This window comes from uncultured Stenotrophomonas sp., from assembly GCF_963519925.1.
Taxonomy (GTDB): domain Bacteria; phylum Pseudomonadota; class Gammaproteobacteria; order Xanthomonadales; family Xanthomonadaceae; genus Stenotrophomonas; species Stenotrophomonas maltophilia_AE.
Genome location: NZ_CAUQPH010000103.1, coordinates 1 through 14,031 on the forward strand (window position 1 = coordinate 1; position 14,031 = coordinate 14,031).

The 14,031-nt window shown below is 67.8% G+C and carries 13 protein-coding genes; 4 read left to right on the plus strand and 9 right to left on the minus strand.

Translation table 11 applies throughout. The features are described 5' to 3' along the window. Positions 1 to 189 precede the first annotated feature (189 nt). The 3 genes from RWO33_RS15140 to oleC all read right to left on the minus strand — a co-directional run bounded on the left by RWO33_RS15140 (position 190) and on the right by oleC (position 3,069). A complete protein-coding gene (locus tag RWO33_RS15140; protein ID WP_145480833.1) occupies positions 190 to 345 on the minus strand; it encodes a DUF1328 domain-containing protein in 156 nt (51 codons plus the stop codon). A 61-nt stretch (positions 346 to 406) separates the two neighbouring features. Then, positions 407 to 1,417 carry a 2-alkyl-3-oxoalkanoate reductase gene (gene oleD / locus RWO33_RS15145; protein ID WP_314105888.1) on the minus strand — a complete coding sequence of 337 codons (1,011 nt, stop codon included), beginning with the start codon at positions 1,415 to 1,417 and terminating at the stop codon, positions 407 to 409. Continuing rightward, a complete protein-coding gene (gene oleC / locus RWO33_RS15150) occupies positions 1,414 to 3,069 on the minus strand; it encodes an olefin beta-lactone synthetase (RefSeq protein WP_314105890.1) in 1,656 nt (551 codons plus the stop codon). Before oleC ends, oleD begins: the two co-directional genes overlap by 4 nt. 102 nt (positions 3,070 to 3,171) lie before the next feature. Between oleC and RWO33_RS15155 the strand changes: the two genes are divergently transcribed. Next, complete coding sequence (locus RWO33_RS15155) at positions 3,172 to 3,549, plus strand: YkgJ family cysteine cluster protein (RefSeq protein ID WP_145480830.1); 378 nt, start codon at positions 3,172 to 3,174, stop codon at positions 3,547 to 3,549. A 161-nt stretch (positions 3,550 to 3,710) separates the two neighbouring features. On the opposite strand, the gene RWO33_RS15160 is transcribed toward RWO33_RS15155, so the two are convergent. The 4 genes from RWO33_RS15160 to RWO33_RS15175 all read right to left on the minus strand — a co-directional run bounded on the left by RWO33_RS15160 (position 3,711) and on the right by RWO33_RS15175 (position 9,164). Beyond that, positions 3,711 to 4,601 carry an alpha/beta fold hydrolase gene (locus RWO33_RS15160; RefSeq protein WP_314105894.1) on the minus strand — a complete coding sequence of 297 codons (891 nt, stop codon included), beginning with the start codon at positions 4,599 to 4,601 and terminating at the stop codon, positions 3,711 to 3,713. Positions 4,602 to 4,683: 82 nt separating this feature from the next. Continuing rightward, complete coding sequence (locus RWO33_RS15165; protein ID WP_145480828.1) at positions 4,684 to 5,700, minus strand: 3-oxoacyl-ACP synthase III; 1,017 nt, start codon at positions 5,698 to 5,700, stop codon at positions 4,684 to 4,686. 112 nt (positions 5,701 to 5,812) lie between these two features. Then, positions 5,813 to 6,130: a DUF4156 domain-containing protein gene (locus RWO33_RS15170; protein WP_314105896.1), complete on the minus strand. Its 318-nt coding sequence runs from the start codon at positions 6,128 to 6,130 to the stop codon at positions 5,813 to 5,815. A gap of 190 nt (positions 6,131 to 6,320) precedes the next feature. After that, entirely contained in the window at positions 6,321 to 9,164 is a 2,844-nt protein-coding gene (locus tag RWO33_RS15175; protein ID WP_314105898.1) for a pitrilysin family protein, read from the minus strand. A 407-nt stretch (positions 9,165 to 9,571) separates the two neighbouring features. Between RWO33_RS15175 and RWO33_RS15180 the strand changes: the two genes are divergently transcribed. Next, complete coding sequence (locus RWO33_RS15180; RefSeq protein ID WP_314105900.1) at positions 9,572 to 10,018, plus strand: hypothetical protein; 447 nt, start codon at positions 9,572 to 9,574, stop codon at positions 10,016 to 10,018. Between the two features lie 88 nt (positions 10,019 to 10,106). Beyond that, positions 10,107 to 10,586 (plus strand): tRNA (uridine(34)/cytosine(34)/5-carboxymethylaminomethyluridine(34)-2'-O)-methyltransferase TrmL, encoded by a 480-nt coding sequence (gene trmL / locus RWO33_RS15185; RefSeq protein ID WP_145480824.1) that lies wholly within the window; start codon positions 10,107 to 10,109, stop codon positions 10,584 to 10,586. Between the two features lie 10 nt (positions 10,587 to 10,596). Here the strand turns inward: trmL and RWO33_RS15190 are convergent, their stop codons facing one another. Continuing rightward, positions 10,597 to 11,760: an acyl-CoA dehydrogenase family protein gene (locus RWO33_RS15190; RefSeq protein ID WP_314105904.1), complete on the minus strand. Its 1,164-nt coding sequence runs from the start codon at positions 11,758 to 11,760 to the stop codon at positions 10,597 to 10,599. Between the two features lie 287 nt (positions 11,761 to 12,047). On the opposite strand from RWO33_RS15190, the gene RWO33_RS15195 reads away from it, so the two are divergent. Further along, positions 12,048 to 13,724 (plus strand): electron transfer flavoprotein-ubiquinone oxidoreductase, encoded by a 1,677-nt coding sequence (locus RWO33_RS15195; protein WP_314105907.1) that lies wholly within the window; start codon positions 12,048 to 12,050, stop codon positions 13,722 to 13,724. Here the strand turns inward: RWO33_RS15195 and RWO33_RS15200 are convergent. Beyond that, a partial coding sequence (locus RWO33_RS15200) for an Hpt domain-containing protein (RefSeq protein ID WP_314105910.1) occupies positions 13,725 to 14,031 on the minus strand: 307 nt, incomplete at its 5' end.

Below are 14,031 nucleotides of genomic sequence, written 5' to 3' on the forward strand. Positions count from 1 at the left end.
TTCCAGCCACGCAGGGCGTGGCTCTACGCACTGTCGGCCGTTCCAGCCACGCAGGTCGTGGCTCTACGGTGTGGACACCATCGGCCCCATATGCAGCGAGGGCCTGGCGCTCTTTCGAACGCCAGGCCCTCGGCGGTCCGCGCTGGATCCTGTCTGCCCGGAGAGAGGGGCGAACAGGATCCTGCGCTACTACCCTCGCTTGCGGAACATCGAGATGATCGCAAGGATCAGGAACACCACGAACAGAATCCAGGCAACGTTGCTGGCGGCGCCGGCAATGCCGGAGAAGCCAAGCACCGCCGCGATGATGGCGATTACAAAAAAGATTACGGCGTAGTGCAGCATGTCGATCCTCGCGTCGTGCGTGCCGGATTGGCGTGCTGCCATATTCACCAAGGTGCGGTGTTCAGGAAGTGATGGGAATCTCGATGCGCGATGAAGCCTTCAGCCTCGTGAGACCTTCGTCAATGCTGACCTGCGGCACGTAGCCGAAGTCGCGCCGGGCCGGTTCCATGCTGTACCAGTGCGGGGTGCACAGCTGCTCGGCCAGGAAGCGGGTCATCGGCGGTTCGCCACGCAGGCGCAGCAGTGGCCACAGCCGCTCGGCCACGGCACCGATGCGGTAAGCGGTCTTGAAGCTGATCGACTTCTGCACCGGCGGCGCACCGACCGCGGCCATCAGCTTGTTGACCAGCTCGCGCATCGGCAACGGCTCGCCGTTGGAGATGAAGTACGCCTTGCCCGCGCAGGCCGCGCCCGGGGCGAGGCGCTCGAAGGCGAGGAAATGCGCCAGCGCGGCGTTGTCGATATAGGTGGTATCGACCAGGTTGTTGCCGTCGCCCACGAAGCGCAGGCGACCGGCACGCGCGCGTTCGGCCAGGCGCGGTACCAGCTGCTGGTCGCCCGGGCCCCAGATCAGGCGCGGGCGCAGCGCGACGGTGGCCAGGGTCGCATCGTTGGCGGCCAGCACGCGCTGTTCGGCGATGGTCTTGGTGGCGGCATACGGCGCCTGGAAATCTTCGCCGTAGGGCACCTCGTCGGCGCCCAGCCCTTCCACCGGATGGGTGGCGCGGTGGGTGACGCTCGGGGTGGAGGTGTACACCAGCGTGCGCACGCCGTGCGTGCGGCAGGCGGCGATGACGTTGTCGGTGCCGACCACGTTGGCCTGGTGGTAGCTCTCGTAGCTGCCCCAGGCGCCGGCCTTGGCGCCGTTGTGGAATACCGCGTCCACGCCGGCCACCGCATGTCGCACGGCGTCGGCGTCGGCCAGGTCGCCGCGGATCTGACCGACGCCCAGCGCGGCCAGCGGCGGGTAATCGCCACGGTTGAAGCTGAGTACCTCATGGCCGCGCGCGACCAGGCCACGGCACAGGGCCTGGCCAAGGAAACCACCGCCGCCGGTGACGAGAATCTTCATGCGTGCTGTTCCATTCGGGTAGCGGCCCAGGCCGTGAGTTTTTCGCGGCCGATCTTGGCGTTGTGACGGATGTCGACGGGGAATCCGGGGTGCGCGAGGAAGCGTTCGATGCGCACCGTGCCCACATGCGCGGCCGCTTCGGCGCGCAACCGCTGCTGCAGGGCCGGCGAATCGACCACGCCCGGCTGCAGTTCGTAGCAGAGCACCGGCAACTGCGCGCCGGCGGTACCCACCCCGACCAGTGCGGTGCGGGCGATGCCGTCCAGCGCGTTGAAGATCGGTTCCACCTGTTCGGTGTAGAGCGGGCCGTGCGCGGTCTCCAGGCGCTGGGTCTTGCGCCCGCAGAACCACAGCCGGCCGTCGCCGTCGAAGTAGCCGACATCGCCCATGCGGTGCACCACCCGCGTGCTGCCGTCGGCCAGGGTCTCGCTGATCTTGGCCGCGGCCGTGGCCTGCGGGCGGTTGAAGTAGCTGTCGGTGGCGGTGGGCCCGGCCACGGTGATTTCACCGACCACGCCGGTGGCCACTTCGCGCGCCTGCGACCAGTCCGGCAGCGGTGCGTCGTCGATGGCGATGATGCGCACCTGGTTGGGCGGCACCACCCGGCCCACGCAGGTGCCGGCGCCGGCTTCGGTGGCCTGGCGGGTGCTTTCCAGTTCGCGTCCCTCGATCACCGCCACCGGCAGGCATTCGGTGGCGCCGTACGGGGTCCAGAACTGGGCGTCGTCGGGCAGCAACCGGCGGATCCGGGCCACCACGTCCGGCGGTACCGGTGCACCGGCCGAGGTTACCCGGCGCACGCCCGGCAGCGGCTGGCCGTGGTCGGCCAGCACCCGCATCAGCGCGGGTGAACCGAACAGCTGGGTCACCCCAAAGCGGGTGATGGCGTCATGCAGCTTGCGCGGGTCGGCCTTGGCCGGGCGGGTCGGGTCCATGTCGGGAATGACCGAGGTCAGGCCCAGTGCCGGGTCGAACAGCGCGAACGGCGGGAAGGTCGGCAGGTCGACCCCGCCCGCCTCCATGCCGAACGCCGCACGCAGCAGCTCCACCTGGCCCACGAAGTGCCGGTGGCGGTAGACCACGCCCTTGGGCACGCCGGTGGAGCCGCTGGTGAACAGCAGGGCCGCCACGTCATCGCCGTCGGTGCTGGCGATCGGCTGCGGGTGGGCCGTGCCGGCCGCTTCCAGCCGGGCCAACGTGGTGCCGCCCCAGCCCCAGCGCCGGCCGACCGTGACCAGGCGCCTGGCGCCCGGACACCAGCGCAGTACCAGCCGCGCCACATGCGCCAGGCCGATGCCGATGAACGCCTCCGGCTGGGCTTCGTCCAGGCACTGCTTCAGCGCGCGCTTGTCGATGCCGGGATCGACCAGCACCGGCACCGCGCCGTTCTTGAACAGGGCGAACATCAGCAGGAAGAACTCCGGCGAGGGCCGCACCATCACCACCGCGCGCACCCCGCGGCCGATGCCGTAGGCGGCCAGGCCGGCGGCCATGGCGTCGCTGCGGGCATCCAGGGTGCGGTAATCCAGGGTCACGTCATAGCGCGCCATGCCGTCCGGACCGGGCCTGCCGGGGCAGCGGATGGCGATCTGGTCGGGGCGTTCGCGGGCCAGTTCCGGCAGGCGTGCGGCGATGTTGATCGGGCTGTTCATCCGTTCATTGTCGCCGCTGCAGAAAATTCTTGCGCGGCGGCCGCCGGCGTGGAAAATTCGCGCCTCGCCTTTCCATCCCCTGCCGCCCGAGGCGGCACGCCCATGTCCCATCCCTGCATGACGTGCGGCGCCTGCTGCACCCAGTACCGCGTGGCCTTCCACTGGATGGAATCGGACGAGGTCACCCCTGGCGGGGTACCGCACCAGCTGACCGAACCGCTCGACCCGCACCGCCTGTGCATGCGCGGCACCCATTCCAAGCCGGTGCGCTGCGTGGCGCTGGATGCGGAGATCGGCGTGTATTCGCGCTGCAGCATCCACCCCAACCGGCCCAGCGTGTGCCGCGAGGTGGACGCGTCGTGGGAGTACGGCAAGGCCAGTCCGCAGTGCGACAAGGCGCGGGCGATCCACGGGCTGCCGGCGTTGAGCCTGGAGAGCTGGGCGTGGCGGGATGGCGAGGGCCAGCCGGACGCGGCGTGACCCGTGCGTGTGACGACCAACGGTATGCCCGCCTGCGGCGGGCACCCTCCGGGCCGTCGACGAGCGACGTTGGCAACGGCGTTGCCGCTGCCTGCGTCACCTACCGCCCGTGCCCGCCACGCCAACCCTCGGTAGGTGACGACCGTTGGTCGTCACGCCCGTCAAATCGGGTTCTGGTCCAGGAACGCGCGGATCTCCGGCACCAGCACTTCATGCTTGTCTTCCAGCACGTAGTGCCCGGCGTCTTCGAAGGCGTGCACCTGCGCCTGCGGCAGCGCGGCTTGGAATCCTGCCAGGAAATGGTGGTCGAACACGAAGTCGCGCAGGCCCCAGCCAATGAACGCCGGGCGGTCGGCGAACGACGGCAGCGCCTGGCCGGCGCGCTCCAGCAGCGACCAGGCCTTGTCGGCCGGGCTGAGCGGGATGTCCTGCATGAAGCGAATCGTGCTGATCCGGTTGGCGTAGTTGTTGTACGGCGACACGTAAGCGCGGCGCACGTCGGCCGGCATCTTCCGTTCCACGCCCAGCCAGGAGGCGCCGGAGGAGAACGCGTTGAAGCTGCGGATGATCCACTCGCCGATCTTCCAGTGCCGGCCCAGTGCGATCTGCCACGGCATCTTCTTCGCCGCCGGCATCGGGAAGGCGGCGGTGTTGAGCACCACCAGCCGTTTGACCTGGGCGTGGTGGGACAGCGCCCAGCCAAAGCCGATCATGCCGCCCCAGTCGTGCACGGCCAGGGTCACCGGGCCGGTAATGCCCAGGTGCGCCAGCAGCGCGTCCAGGTCGTCCACGCGCGACTGCAGGGTGTAGTCGTAATGCGCGTCGTCGGGCTTGTCCGACAGGCCCATGCCGATGTGGTCCGGCACGATGCAGCGGTAGCGATCCGACAACCCGGCCACCAGGGTGCGCCAGTAATAGCTCCACGACGGGTTGCCGTGGACCATCACCACCACCTCGCCATCGCGCGGGCCTTCGTCGAGGTAGCTCATCGACAGGCCGGGGCGGACCTCGAAGCGCTGCGGATGGGTGGGGTAACCGGGGAGCTTGGGCATGCAATCGCACCTGTGAAAAGGGCCGGAATAACCGGCCCTTGGATGTTGGAACCTTCGCGCAGCGCAGGGCTGCCGCGCCGGTTTACCAGACCACTTCCGCCATCGAGCAGTTCAGGCCCGAGCCGATGCCGAGCAGGGCGATGCGGTCGCCCTTCTTCAGGCGGCCCAGCTCCTTGAGCTTGCTCAGCACGATCGGCACCGAGGCCGGGCCGATGTTGCCGTGCTCGCCGAAGATGGTCATCACCTTCTTCGGGTCGATGCCGAAGTTCTTGATGAACGCAGCGGTGTGCGGCTGGCTGACCTGGTGGATCACGAACTGGTCCAGCTCTTCCACGGCCCAGCCCAGCGCTTCGCGGGCGGCGATGAAGGTCTTCTGGGCCAGCTTGATGCCTTCGATCAGCAGCATGCGGGTGTCGGTGACCATGCGGTCCAGGTTGCCCCGGCACAGCTGGTTCCATTCGGTGGCCGAACGGGTCACGCCGCCGCGGTAGCGCGGCGCGTCGGGCACCAGTTCGGTACGTGCCATCACCATGGCCGCGGCACCGCAGCCCAGGGTCAGGGCGGCCATCTCGTTGCGGAAGTCGTCGGCGGTCACGCCCGGCAGGGCCATGCGCTCGAGGGTCTTCTCGTACACCAGGTTGGCGGTTTCGCCGTCGACGATCAGCGCATAGTCGATCTCGCCGCGTTCCAGCATGCGGGCGGCGATGTCCATGCCGTTGATGAAGGCCAGGCAGGCGTTGGCGACGTCGAAGGTCATGCACTGGTCGCTGACGCCCAGGTTGCCCGAGACGATGCTGGCCGTGGACGGCTCCAGGTAGTCGCGGCTGACCGAGGTGTTGACCAGCAGGCCAATCTTGTCGGCGCCGATGCCGGCGTCTTCCAGCGCCTTGCGCGCGGCCAGGGTGGCGGCGTCGGAGGCGAGCATGTCCGCGTCCCACAGGCGGCGGGCGTGGATGCCGGCGATGTCGCCGAGGACGTCGGTGCGGATGCCCAGGCGGTCCAGCGTCGGCTGCAGACGTTCGTTGATTTCCTTGGACGTCAGCGTATGCGGCGCGTCGATGTGCGCCAGGCCGGCGATCGATACATTCTTGAAGAGCATCAGTTAGCGCCAAGGCTCAGGCAAAGGGGGCGCTATTGTAAGCCCCCCGGGCCTTCACCGCACCTTTACGAATTCACGTTCAGGCGTATGGTGCGGCAGAAACGTGAGCGGTTCAGCGCGGCGGGCACTGGAACGCCTTGAAACGCTGGCTGCCGTCGGCCGGCAGGCCCGAGGCCTGGACCGCATTGGCCCCGGCGCTGGGAGCCTCGTTGCGGGCCAGGGTTTCCAGCTCTTCCTGCACCCGCAGCGGGTTGCGGTTGTAGAAGCCGACCTTGCTCTTCACGCTCACCACCACCTCGCCCTTGTCGATGCAGCCGGTGGGAACCGGCCCGGCCGGCAGCACCCGCACCGTCTTGCCCACCGGTTCGATCGGCACCCAGGTGCAGGCGGTGGCGCTGAGGGTCAGGACGGAAAGCAGCAGGATGCGCATGGCGGAGGGCTCGTGAAGATGAGATTGGCAGTGTGCCTGAACGGGCTGAATCGCGGGTAGATGGATACGGAGGGCCGGCCAACGGCCGGCGCTACCGGGCGTTGGGTTGATCCAGATCCCAACCACTACGTAGCAATTCGTAGGTCCGGCCGTTGGCCGGACACCGCGCGCAGCGCGACCCGGTCAGCCGTTACTTCACCGGCTTGCCTTCGGCGTCGATGATCGTCACCTCGCCCAGGTCCAGCGCGCGCACCGGGGCTTCGATCTGCTTCAGGTCGCCCACCACCACCCAGGTCAGGGTCTTCGGGTCCAGCGTGGCGGCCGCCTGCTGCACCTGGGCCGGGGTCATCGCCTCGATCTCGGCCTTGCGCTTGAACACGTAGTCATCAGGGCGCTGGTAGCGGACCAGGCCGCTGATGGTGCCCAGCACGGCGCTGGCGGTCTCGTAGGCGCCCGGCAGGCTCAGGTTCTGGATGTTGCGGATGCGGGTGACCTCGGCCGGGCTGATCGCTTCGGCGCCGGACGCGAAATCGGCGATCTCCTTCTGCATTTCCTTCATCGCGTCAGCGGTCTTGTCGATCTGCACCGGGGCCATGCCCATCCACGGGCGCTGGCCCAGGGTGCCGACGGCCATGGTGCGCGCGCCGTAGGACCAGTGCTTTTCCTCGCGCAGGTTCATGTTCAGGCGCGAGGTGAAGTCGCCGCCGAGCACGCCATTGGCGATATCGAAGCGGGTAGCGCCGGTGTCCATGGTCGAGGGCACCACCTGGCCGGCATACAGGTTGGCCTGCACCGCACCGGGCTGGTCGATCAGGTACACGCGCGCCTTGGCCGGGCGGGCCACGTCGACCGGCGGCTTGGCCTGCGGCGCCGGGCCGGTGCTCTTCCAGTCGCCGAACTGGCGCTCCAGCAGCGGCACGATTTCCTTCAGGGTGGTGTCGCCCACCACGATCAGGGTGCCCTGCTCCGGACGCAGCCAATCGCGGTGGAAGTCGACCAGGTCGGCGCGGGTGAGCGACTGGATGTCGGCCTCGTTGCCGCTGCCGGTGAACGGAATCGCATACGGATGGCCGGCGCCGTACAGCAGCGGCGGCAGCACCCGCATGGCGGCAGCGCTGGGGTTCACCTTTTCCTGCTGGATGCCGGCGATCCAGGTTGCCTTGACCCGGTCGATCTCGGCCTGGTCGAAGCGCGGCTGGCGCAGCATGTCCGCATACAGGGCCAGCGACGGCGCCAGGTTTTCCTTCAGCGCCGACAGGTACACGCTGGCGCCATCCAGCGAGGCCGAGGCGCCCAGGCTGGCGCCCAGCGCGTCGGCGGCATTGGCGAACGGCAGTGCGCCCAGCTTGCCGGCGCCTTCGCCCATCAGGTCCATGGTGAAGTTGGCGGTGCCGGACTTGCGACCCTGGTCGGCGGTGAAGCCGCCCGGGAATTCATAGCTGAACTGCACCACCGGAATATCGTGGCGCTCGGCGAGGATGACCTGGGTGCCGTTCTTCAGCGTGGCGCGGTGCAGCTGCGGGAACTTCAGTTCCGGGAAGCTCTTGGTCTGCGGCACGCCGGTGCTGCGGTCGACCTGGGCAGCGGTGGTGGTGAACGTCGGGTCCACGGCCGGCACAGTGAACGGCTTGGGCGTGGCCGACGGCAGTTCCGGCAGCGCCACGCGGGCGCCCGGCTCGACCACCAGGGTGTGGTCGCCCGGGCCCAGCCACTTGGCGCCAACCGCGCGCACGTCGGCGGCAGTGGCCGCGTCGATGGTGGCCAGCGAGCGACGGAAGCAGCCCGGGTCGCCCTCGAACACGGTGCATTCGGCCAGCGCGTCGGCCTTGCCGCCGAAGCCGCCAATGCGTTCGATGCCACGGATGAAGCCGGCGCGGAAGGCGGTCTTGCCACGGCTCAACTCATCGGCGGTGGGACCGTCCTTGACCAGGCGGCGCACTTCCTCGTCGATGATCGCTTCGACCCTGGCCGGGTCCACGCCCTGCTTCACGGTGGCCATGATCATGAAGTTGGAGCCCAGCTGCGAGGTGTAGGCACCGGCGCTGACGTTGTCCACCAGCTTGTCCTGGTGCAGCAGGCGCTGGTCCAGGCGCGAGGACTTGGCACCGCCCAGCACCTGCGCGAACAGCTGCAGCTGGTCGATGTCGGTGGTGCCGGTCTGGGCGACATTCCAGGCGCGGTAGATGCGCGCCTGCGGCACCTTGTCGGTCATCGTTTCGCGGGTCGACGCGTCGCGCCTGGCCACGTTTACCGCCGGCTGCGCCATGCTCGGGCCGGCCGGGATGTCGCCGAAGTAGCGGGCGACCTTCTCTTTTGCGGTGGCCACGTCGATATCGCCGGCCAGCACCAGCACCGCGTTGTTGGGGCCGTACCAGGTGCGGAACCAGTTCTTGACGTCCTCCAGCGAGGCCGCGTTGAGGTCGTTCATCGAACCGATCACGCCGTGGTGGTACGGGTGGCCTTCCGGGTACATGGCGCGGCTGAGCTTTTCCCACACCTGGCCATAGGGCTGGTTCTCGCCCTGGCGCTTTTCGTTCTGGACCACGCCGCGCTGTTCGTCGAGCGCGGCCTGGTCGATCGCACCGAGCAGGTGGCCCATGCGGTCGGACTCCATCCACAGCGCCATGTCCAGCGCGGTGGTCGGCACGTTTTCGAAGTAGTTGGTGCGGTCGGTGTTGGTGGTGCCGTTCTGGCCCGTCACCCCCACCTGCTTGAACGGCTCGAAGTATTCGCCGGCGTGGTTTTCGCTGCCCTGGAACATCAGGTGTTCGAACAGGTGCGCGAAGCCGGTGCGGCCGGCCGGTTCGTCCTTGCTGCCCACGTGGTACCAGACGTTCACCGCCACGATCGGCGCCTTGCGGTCGGTATGCACCACCACGCGCAGGCCATTGGGAAGGGTGAACTGCTCGAACGGAATGTCGACCTTGGCGACCTGCGCGGGCTTGGCCATCACCGGGGCCGGGGCCAGGCCGCCTAGTGCGGCAGAGAGCGCAACAGCCAGCAACGCGGCACGCGGTCGAAGTTGGGCGGTCATTCCTGTTCCTTGGTCATGAAAGTGAAGCCGGGATGCTAGCCCGCCCAGCCCGGTTACGGCATCGGCCAACAGTCATTGCCCTTGTAGGGGAACTTTCTGGACGCAGCGCACAGGTCGCTTGCGGGACTGGAACCTGCCTGAACGCTTCTGCGGACAGCGAGGCGCGCCGGAATCGGACAGGTGTCCGGACAGCGGACACCTGTCTCCAGCGTAAAAACCCTTTCAAATCAAAGATTAAAAGTTGGCACGAAGCCTGCATTGGCTTACATGCAGGAAGAGAGCGATCAAACGCACCATGACTGCTCGCAGAACAGAACACCAGATTTGAAGATTGTTCTTGCATCCCCAGATTCGGTGTACTACCTTACTACCACACCACTGCTCACCAACACTAAACAGGCCCCGTCATGAACACCAAGACCATCGCAATCGCCATCGCCCTCGCTGCCGGCTCCGCGTTTGTTTCGAACGTGCATGCCGCTTCCGCCATCACCACGCTGCCGACCGTGCAGGTCCGCCCCGCCGCCGACCAGCTGGCCCAGGCCGAGCTCGAGCGCACCAGCAGCATCCCGACCCTGGCGCTGGTGGAAGTGCGCCCGACCGCCGGCCAGGTGGCCGAATACCGCGCCGAACTGGCCGACAGCCGCCGCGTCACCACCCTGGCCGCAGTGGAAGTCCGCCCGACCGCCGAACAGCGCGAAGCACTGGCCGCCGAGCAGGACGACCGCAGCACCGACTATGTGGGTGCCCTGGCCTCGGTCGCCGGCGTGCTGGCCCGCGACGTCATCATCAACCTGCCGGCCCTGCAGGTGCGTCCGTCGCCGAACGACCTGCAGGCCTTCGCGGTGCGGTGAAGCGTACCGACCAACGGTCGGTACCTACCGTAGGGGTGCATGCCGTTTGATTTGTCCGTACATCGAGGGCGCGGCGTAACATGTACGAATGACCGCCAACCCCACGTTCCATGTTGTGTTGTTCCAGCCGGAAATTCCCCCGAATACCGGCAATGTGATCCGGCTCTGCGCCAACACCGGCGCGCGACTGCACCTGATCGAGCCGCTCGGTTTCGACCTGAGCGACAAGCAGCTCAAGCGCGCCGGCCTGGATTACCACGAATACGCCCGACTGCAGGTGCATCCGGACCTGGATACCGCCCTGCAGGTGATCGCGCCCAAGCGCCTGTTCGCGTTGAGTACCCGCGGCAGCGTGCGTTACGACACCCCGCAGTTCGAAGACGGTGATGCCTTCCTGTTCGGCCCGGAAACCCGCGGCCTGCCGCAGGACGTGCTGGATGCATTGCCGCACGGCCGCCGCCTGCGTTTGCCGATGCAGCCGGACAACCGCAGCCTCAACCTGTCCAACACCGTCGCCGTGGTGATGTTCGAGGCCTGGCGCCAGAACGGGTTCGTCGGCGGCGCGTAAAGCGGGTGCGTCAGAACGCGTTGATCCCCGTCAACTCGCGCCCGATCACCAGCTGGTGCACCGTCTCCGTGCCTTCGTAGGTGATCACCGATTCCAGGTTCAATGCATGCCGGATCGCGACGTGCTCGGTGGTGATGCCCGCCCCGCCCAGCAGGTCGCGGCATTCACGCGCGATGTCGATCGCCATGCGGCAGTTGTTCCACTTGGCCAGGCTGACCTGCTGCGGCTGCAGCTGGCCGGCATCCTTCAGTCGACCCAGCTGCAATGACAGCAGCTGCGCGGTGGTGATGCGCCGGGCCATGTCGGCCAGTTTGATCTGCGCGCTCTGCGTGGCCGCGACCGGGCGCCCGAACAGCACGCGCTCCTTGGTATAGCCCAGCGCTTCGTCCAGGCAGGCCACCGCCGCGCCGATCGGGCCCCAGCTGATCCCGTAACGGGCCTGGTTGAGGCAGCCCAGCGGCCCCTTCAGGCCCTGCACGTTGGGCAGCCGGTTGCGCTCGGGCACGCGCACGTTGTCGAAGAACAGCGCGCCGGTCAGCGAGGCGCGCAGGCTCATCTTGTGCTTGATCTCCTGGGTGGTGAAGCCGGGCATGCCCTTCTCCAGCACGAACCCCTGGATGCCATCGTCGGTGTGCGCCCAGACGATGGCGATGTCGGCCACCGGCCCGCTGGTGATCCACATCTTGCTGCCGTTGACGACCCAGTCGCCGCCATCCTTCACCGCGCGCGTCTTCATCGCCGCCGGATCCGAGCCGCCGTGCGCTTCGGTCAGCCCGAAACAGCCGATCACCCGCCCGGCCGCCATGTCCGGCAACCAGCGCAGGCGCTGCTCCTCGCTGCCGTAGGCGAAGATCGGGTGCATGCACAGCGAGCTCTGCACCGAGACGAAACTGCGCAGGCCGGAATCGCCGCGCTCCAGTTCCTGGCAGATCAGGCCATAGCTCACCGCGTTCAGCCCACCACCGCCATACTGCTCGGGCAGGCTGGAGCCCAGCAGGCCCAGCGACGCGATTTCCGGGATCAGCTCATCCGGGAACCGGCCTTCATCAAACGCGTCACCGATGATCGGCAGCACGCGTTCGTCGGTGAAGCGCGCCACGGTTGCCTGCACGGCGCGCTCCTCCTCGCTGAGCAGCGAGCGGACATCGAACAGATCGTACGGATTGAGGGCCATGGGCGGCGACGTCGCGGGGCGGGAACAGGGCGCCCATTGTGATGCCTGGCTGATGGAGGGCCAAGGCGCGCCGCGCGAATCCGTACCTGCCACCCTGCGAACGGATTGATGCGCCGCAGCATCCGCTACTTCTCCCGGCGGCAACGTCCTCGAACTAGGCGGATACGGCGGGTACCGGTACCCTGATGCATTGATCCAGCATTGCGCAGTGACCTGTCGCGCGCGATTCCCAGGCAACCGCCGCCGGCTCCGGCCGGGACGGCACTACCCACGAGTTACGCATCACCATGAGCGAAGAGACCACTGCCCTGCCCCCGCGTGAAGCCATGGAATTCGACGTGGTCGTCGTCGGCGCCGGCCCCGCCGGCCTGGCCACCGCGATCCGCCTGCGCCAGCGCGCCATCGAAGCCGGCCGCGAACTGTCGGTCTGCGTGCTCGAAAAGGGCTCCGAACCCGGCGCCCACATCCTGTCCGGCGCGATCATGGACACCCGCGCGCTGACCGAACTGTTCCCGGACTGGGCCGAGCGCGGCGCGCCGCTGAAGCAGAATGTCACCCGCGACGAGTTCCTGTTCCTGTCCGAGGACGGGGCGCGCAGCACCCCGCATGCGCTGCTGCCGGAATGCTTCCACAACGAAGGCAACTACATCATCAGCCTGGGCGAGGTCACCCGCTGGCTGGCACAGCAGGCCGAAGCGCTGGAGGTGGCGATCTTCCCCGGTTTCGCGGCGGCCGAAGTGCTGTACGACGAGAACGGCGCGGTGATGGGCGTGGCCACCGGCGACATGGGCATCCGCAAGGACGGCTCGCACGGCCCCAATTTCGAACGCGGCATGGAACTGCATGCCAAGTACACGATTTTCGCCGAAGGCTCGCGTGGCCACCTCGGCCGCCAGCTGATCACGCGCTTCCAGCTTGACGCCGGCAAGGATCCGCAGGCCTACGGCATCGGCATCAAGGAGCTGTGGCAGGTCGATCCGGCCAGGCACGAACCAGGCTTGGTGGTGCATACCGCCGGCTGGCCGCTGGCCAGCGACACCTATGGCGGCTCGTTCCTGTACCACGCCGACGGCGGCAAGGTCGCGGTCGGCTTCGTGGTCGGGCTGGACTACCGCAACCCGTGGATGAGCCCGTTCGAAGAGTTCCAGCGCTTCAAGACCCATCCGTCCATCCGCAAGCACCTGGAAGGCGGCAAGCGGATCGGCTACGGCGCACGCGCGATCACCGCCGGCGGCCTGCTGTCGCTGCCCAAGACCGTGTTCCCGGGCGGCGCGCTGGTCGGCTGCGAAGCCGGTTACCTCAACGCCAGCCGGATCAAGGGCAGCCACGCCGCGATCAAGACCGGCATGCTCGCCGCCGACGCCGCCTTCGATGCGCTGGCCGCCGACCGCCAGCGCGACGAACTCAGCGCCTATCCGGCGGCCTTCGAAAGCAGCTGGCTGCACACCGAGCTGCAGCAGTCGCGCAACTTCAAGCAGTGGTTCAAGAAGGGTCGCAACATCGCCACCCTGATGACCGGCATCGAACAGTGGCTGCTGCCCAAGCTGGGCATCCGCAACCCACCGTGGACCCTGCGCCACAGCACGCCCGACCACGCCTGCCTGGAACCGGCCTCGCAGCACGCGAAGATCAATTACCCCAAGCCGGACAACGTGCTCACCTTCGACCGGCTGAGCTCGGTGTTCCTGAGCAGCACCAACCACGAAGAAGACCAGCCCTCTCACCTGACCCTGAAGGACGCCAGCATTCCGGTGCAGGTCAACCTGCACGAATACGGCGGTCCCGAAGCGCGCTACTGCCCGGCCGGCGTGTACGAATTCGTCGGCAGCGAAGGCCAGGAACAGCTGCAGATCAACGCGCAGAACTGCGTTCACTGCAAGACCTGCGACATCAAGGACCCCACCCAGAACATCGTGTGGGTTACCCCGCAGGGTGGCGGTGGGCCGAATTATTCGGGGATGTGATCAGGTATCAAGGCGGTCCAGGTAGGCCTGCAATGCCTGTTCGAAGGCGTCGATCTGTGCTGCCGTAGCCGCCAGCCCCTGCTCGGGCACGTCCTGCATCAGGGTGCGTGCCTGTTCGGCCAGCGCTTCGGCGCCCAGCGTGCCCAACCCGCCGACAATGCGGTGCAGCACTTCCACCACCGTGTTGACGTCGTCCTGCGCGCGCGCGGCGCGCCCGCGCTGCAGGTCGTCGGCGGTGGCCTCGCGCATGCTGTCGATCAGCACGCTGGCCACGTGTTCGGACCCGAAGCGGCGCACGATCGCCGCG

Bases quoted from the DNA above. Each gene is read 5' to 3' on its own strand.
- RWO33_RS15140 (WP_145480833.1), bottom strand. From the start codon at position 345: ATGCTGCACTACGCCGTAATCTTTTTTGTAATCGCCATCATCGCGGCG.
- oleD (WP_314105888.1), bottom strand. From the start codon at position 1,417: ATGAAGATTCTCGTCACCGGCGGCGGTGGTTTCCTTGGCCAGGCCCTG.
- oleC (WP_314105890.1), bottom strand. From the start codon at position 3,069: ATGAACAGCCCGATCAACATCGCCGCACGCCTGCCGGAACTGGCCCGC.
- RWO33_RS15155 (WP_145480830.1), top strand. From the start codon at position 3,172: ATGTCCCATCCCTGCATGACGTGCGGCGCCTGCTGCACCCAGTACCGC.
- RWO33_RS15160 (WP_314105894.1), bottom strand. From the start codon at position 4,601: ATGCCCAAGCTCCCCGGTTACCCCACCCATCCGCAGCGCTTCGAGGTC.
- RWO33_RS15165 (WP_145480828.1), bottom strand. From the start codon at position 5,700: ATGCTCTTCAAGAATGTATCGATCGCCGGCCTGGCGCACATCGACGCG.
- RWO33_RS15170 (WP_314105896.1), bottom strand. From the start codon at position 6,130: ATGCGCATCCTGCTGCTTTCCGTCCTGACCCTCAGCGCCACCGCCTGC.
- RWO33_RS15175 (WP_314105898.1), bottom strand. From the start codon at position 9,164: ATGACCGCCCAACTTCGACCGCGTGCCGCGTTGCTGGCTGTTGCGCTC.
- RWO33_RS15180 (WP_314105900.1), top strand. From the start codon at position 9,572: ATGAACACCAAGACCATCGCAATCGCCATCGCCCTCGCTGCCGGCTCC.
- trmL (WP_145480824.1), top strand. From the start codon at position 10,107: ATGACCGCCAACCCCACGTTCCATGTTGTGTTGTTCCAGCCGGAAATT.
- RWO33_RS15190 (WP_314105904.1), bottom strand. From the start codon at position 11,760: ATGGCCCTCAATCCGTACGATCTGTTCGATGTCCGCTCGCTGCTCAGC.
- RWO33_RS15195 (WP_314105907.1), top strand. From the start codon at position 12,048: ATGAGCGAAGAGACCACTGCCCTGCCCCCGCGTGAAGCCATGGAATTC.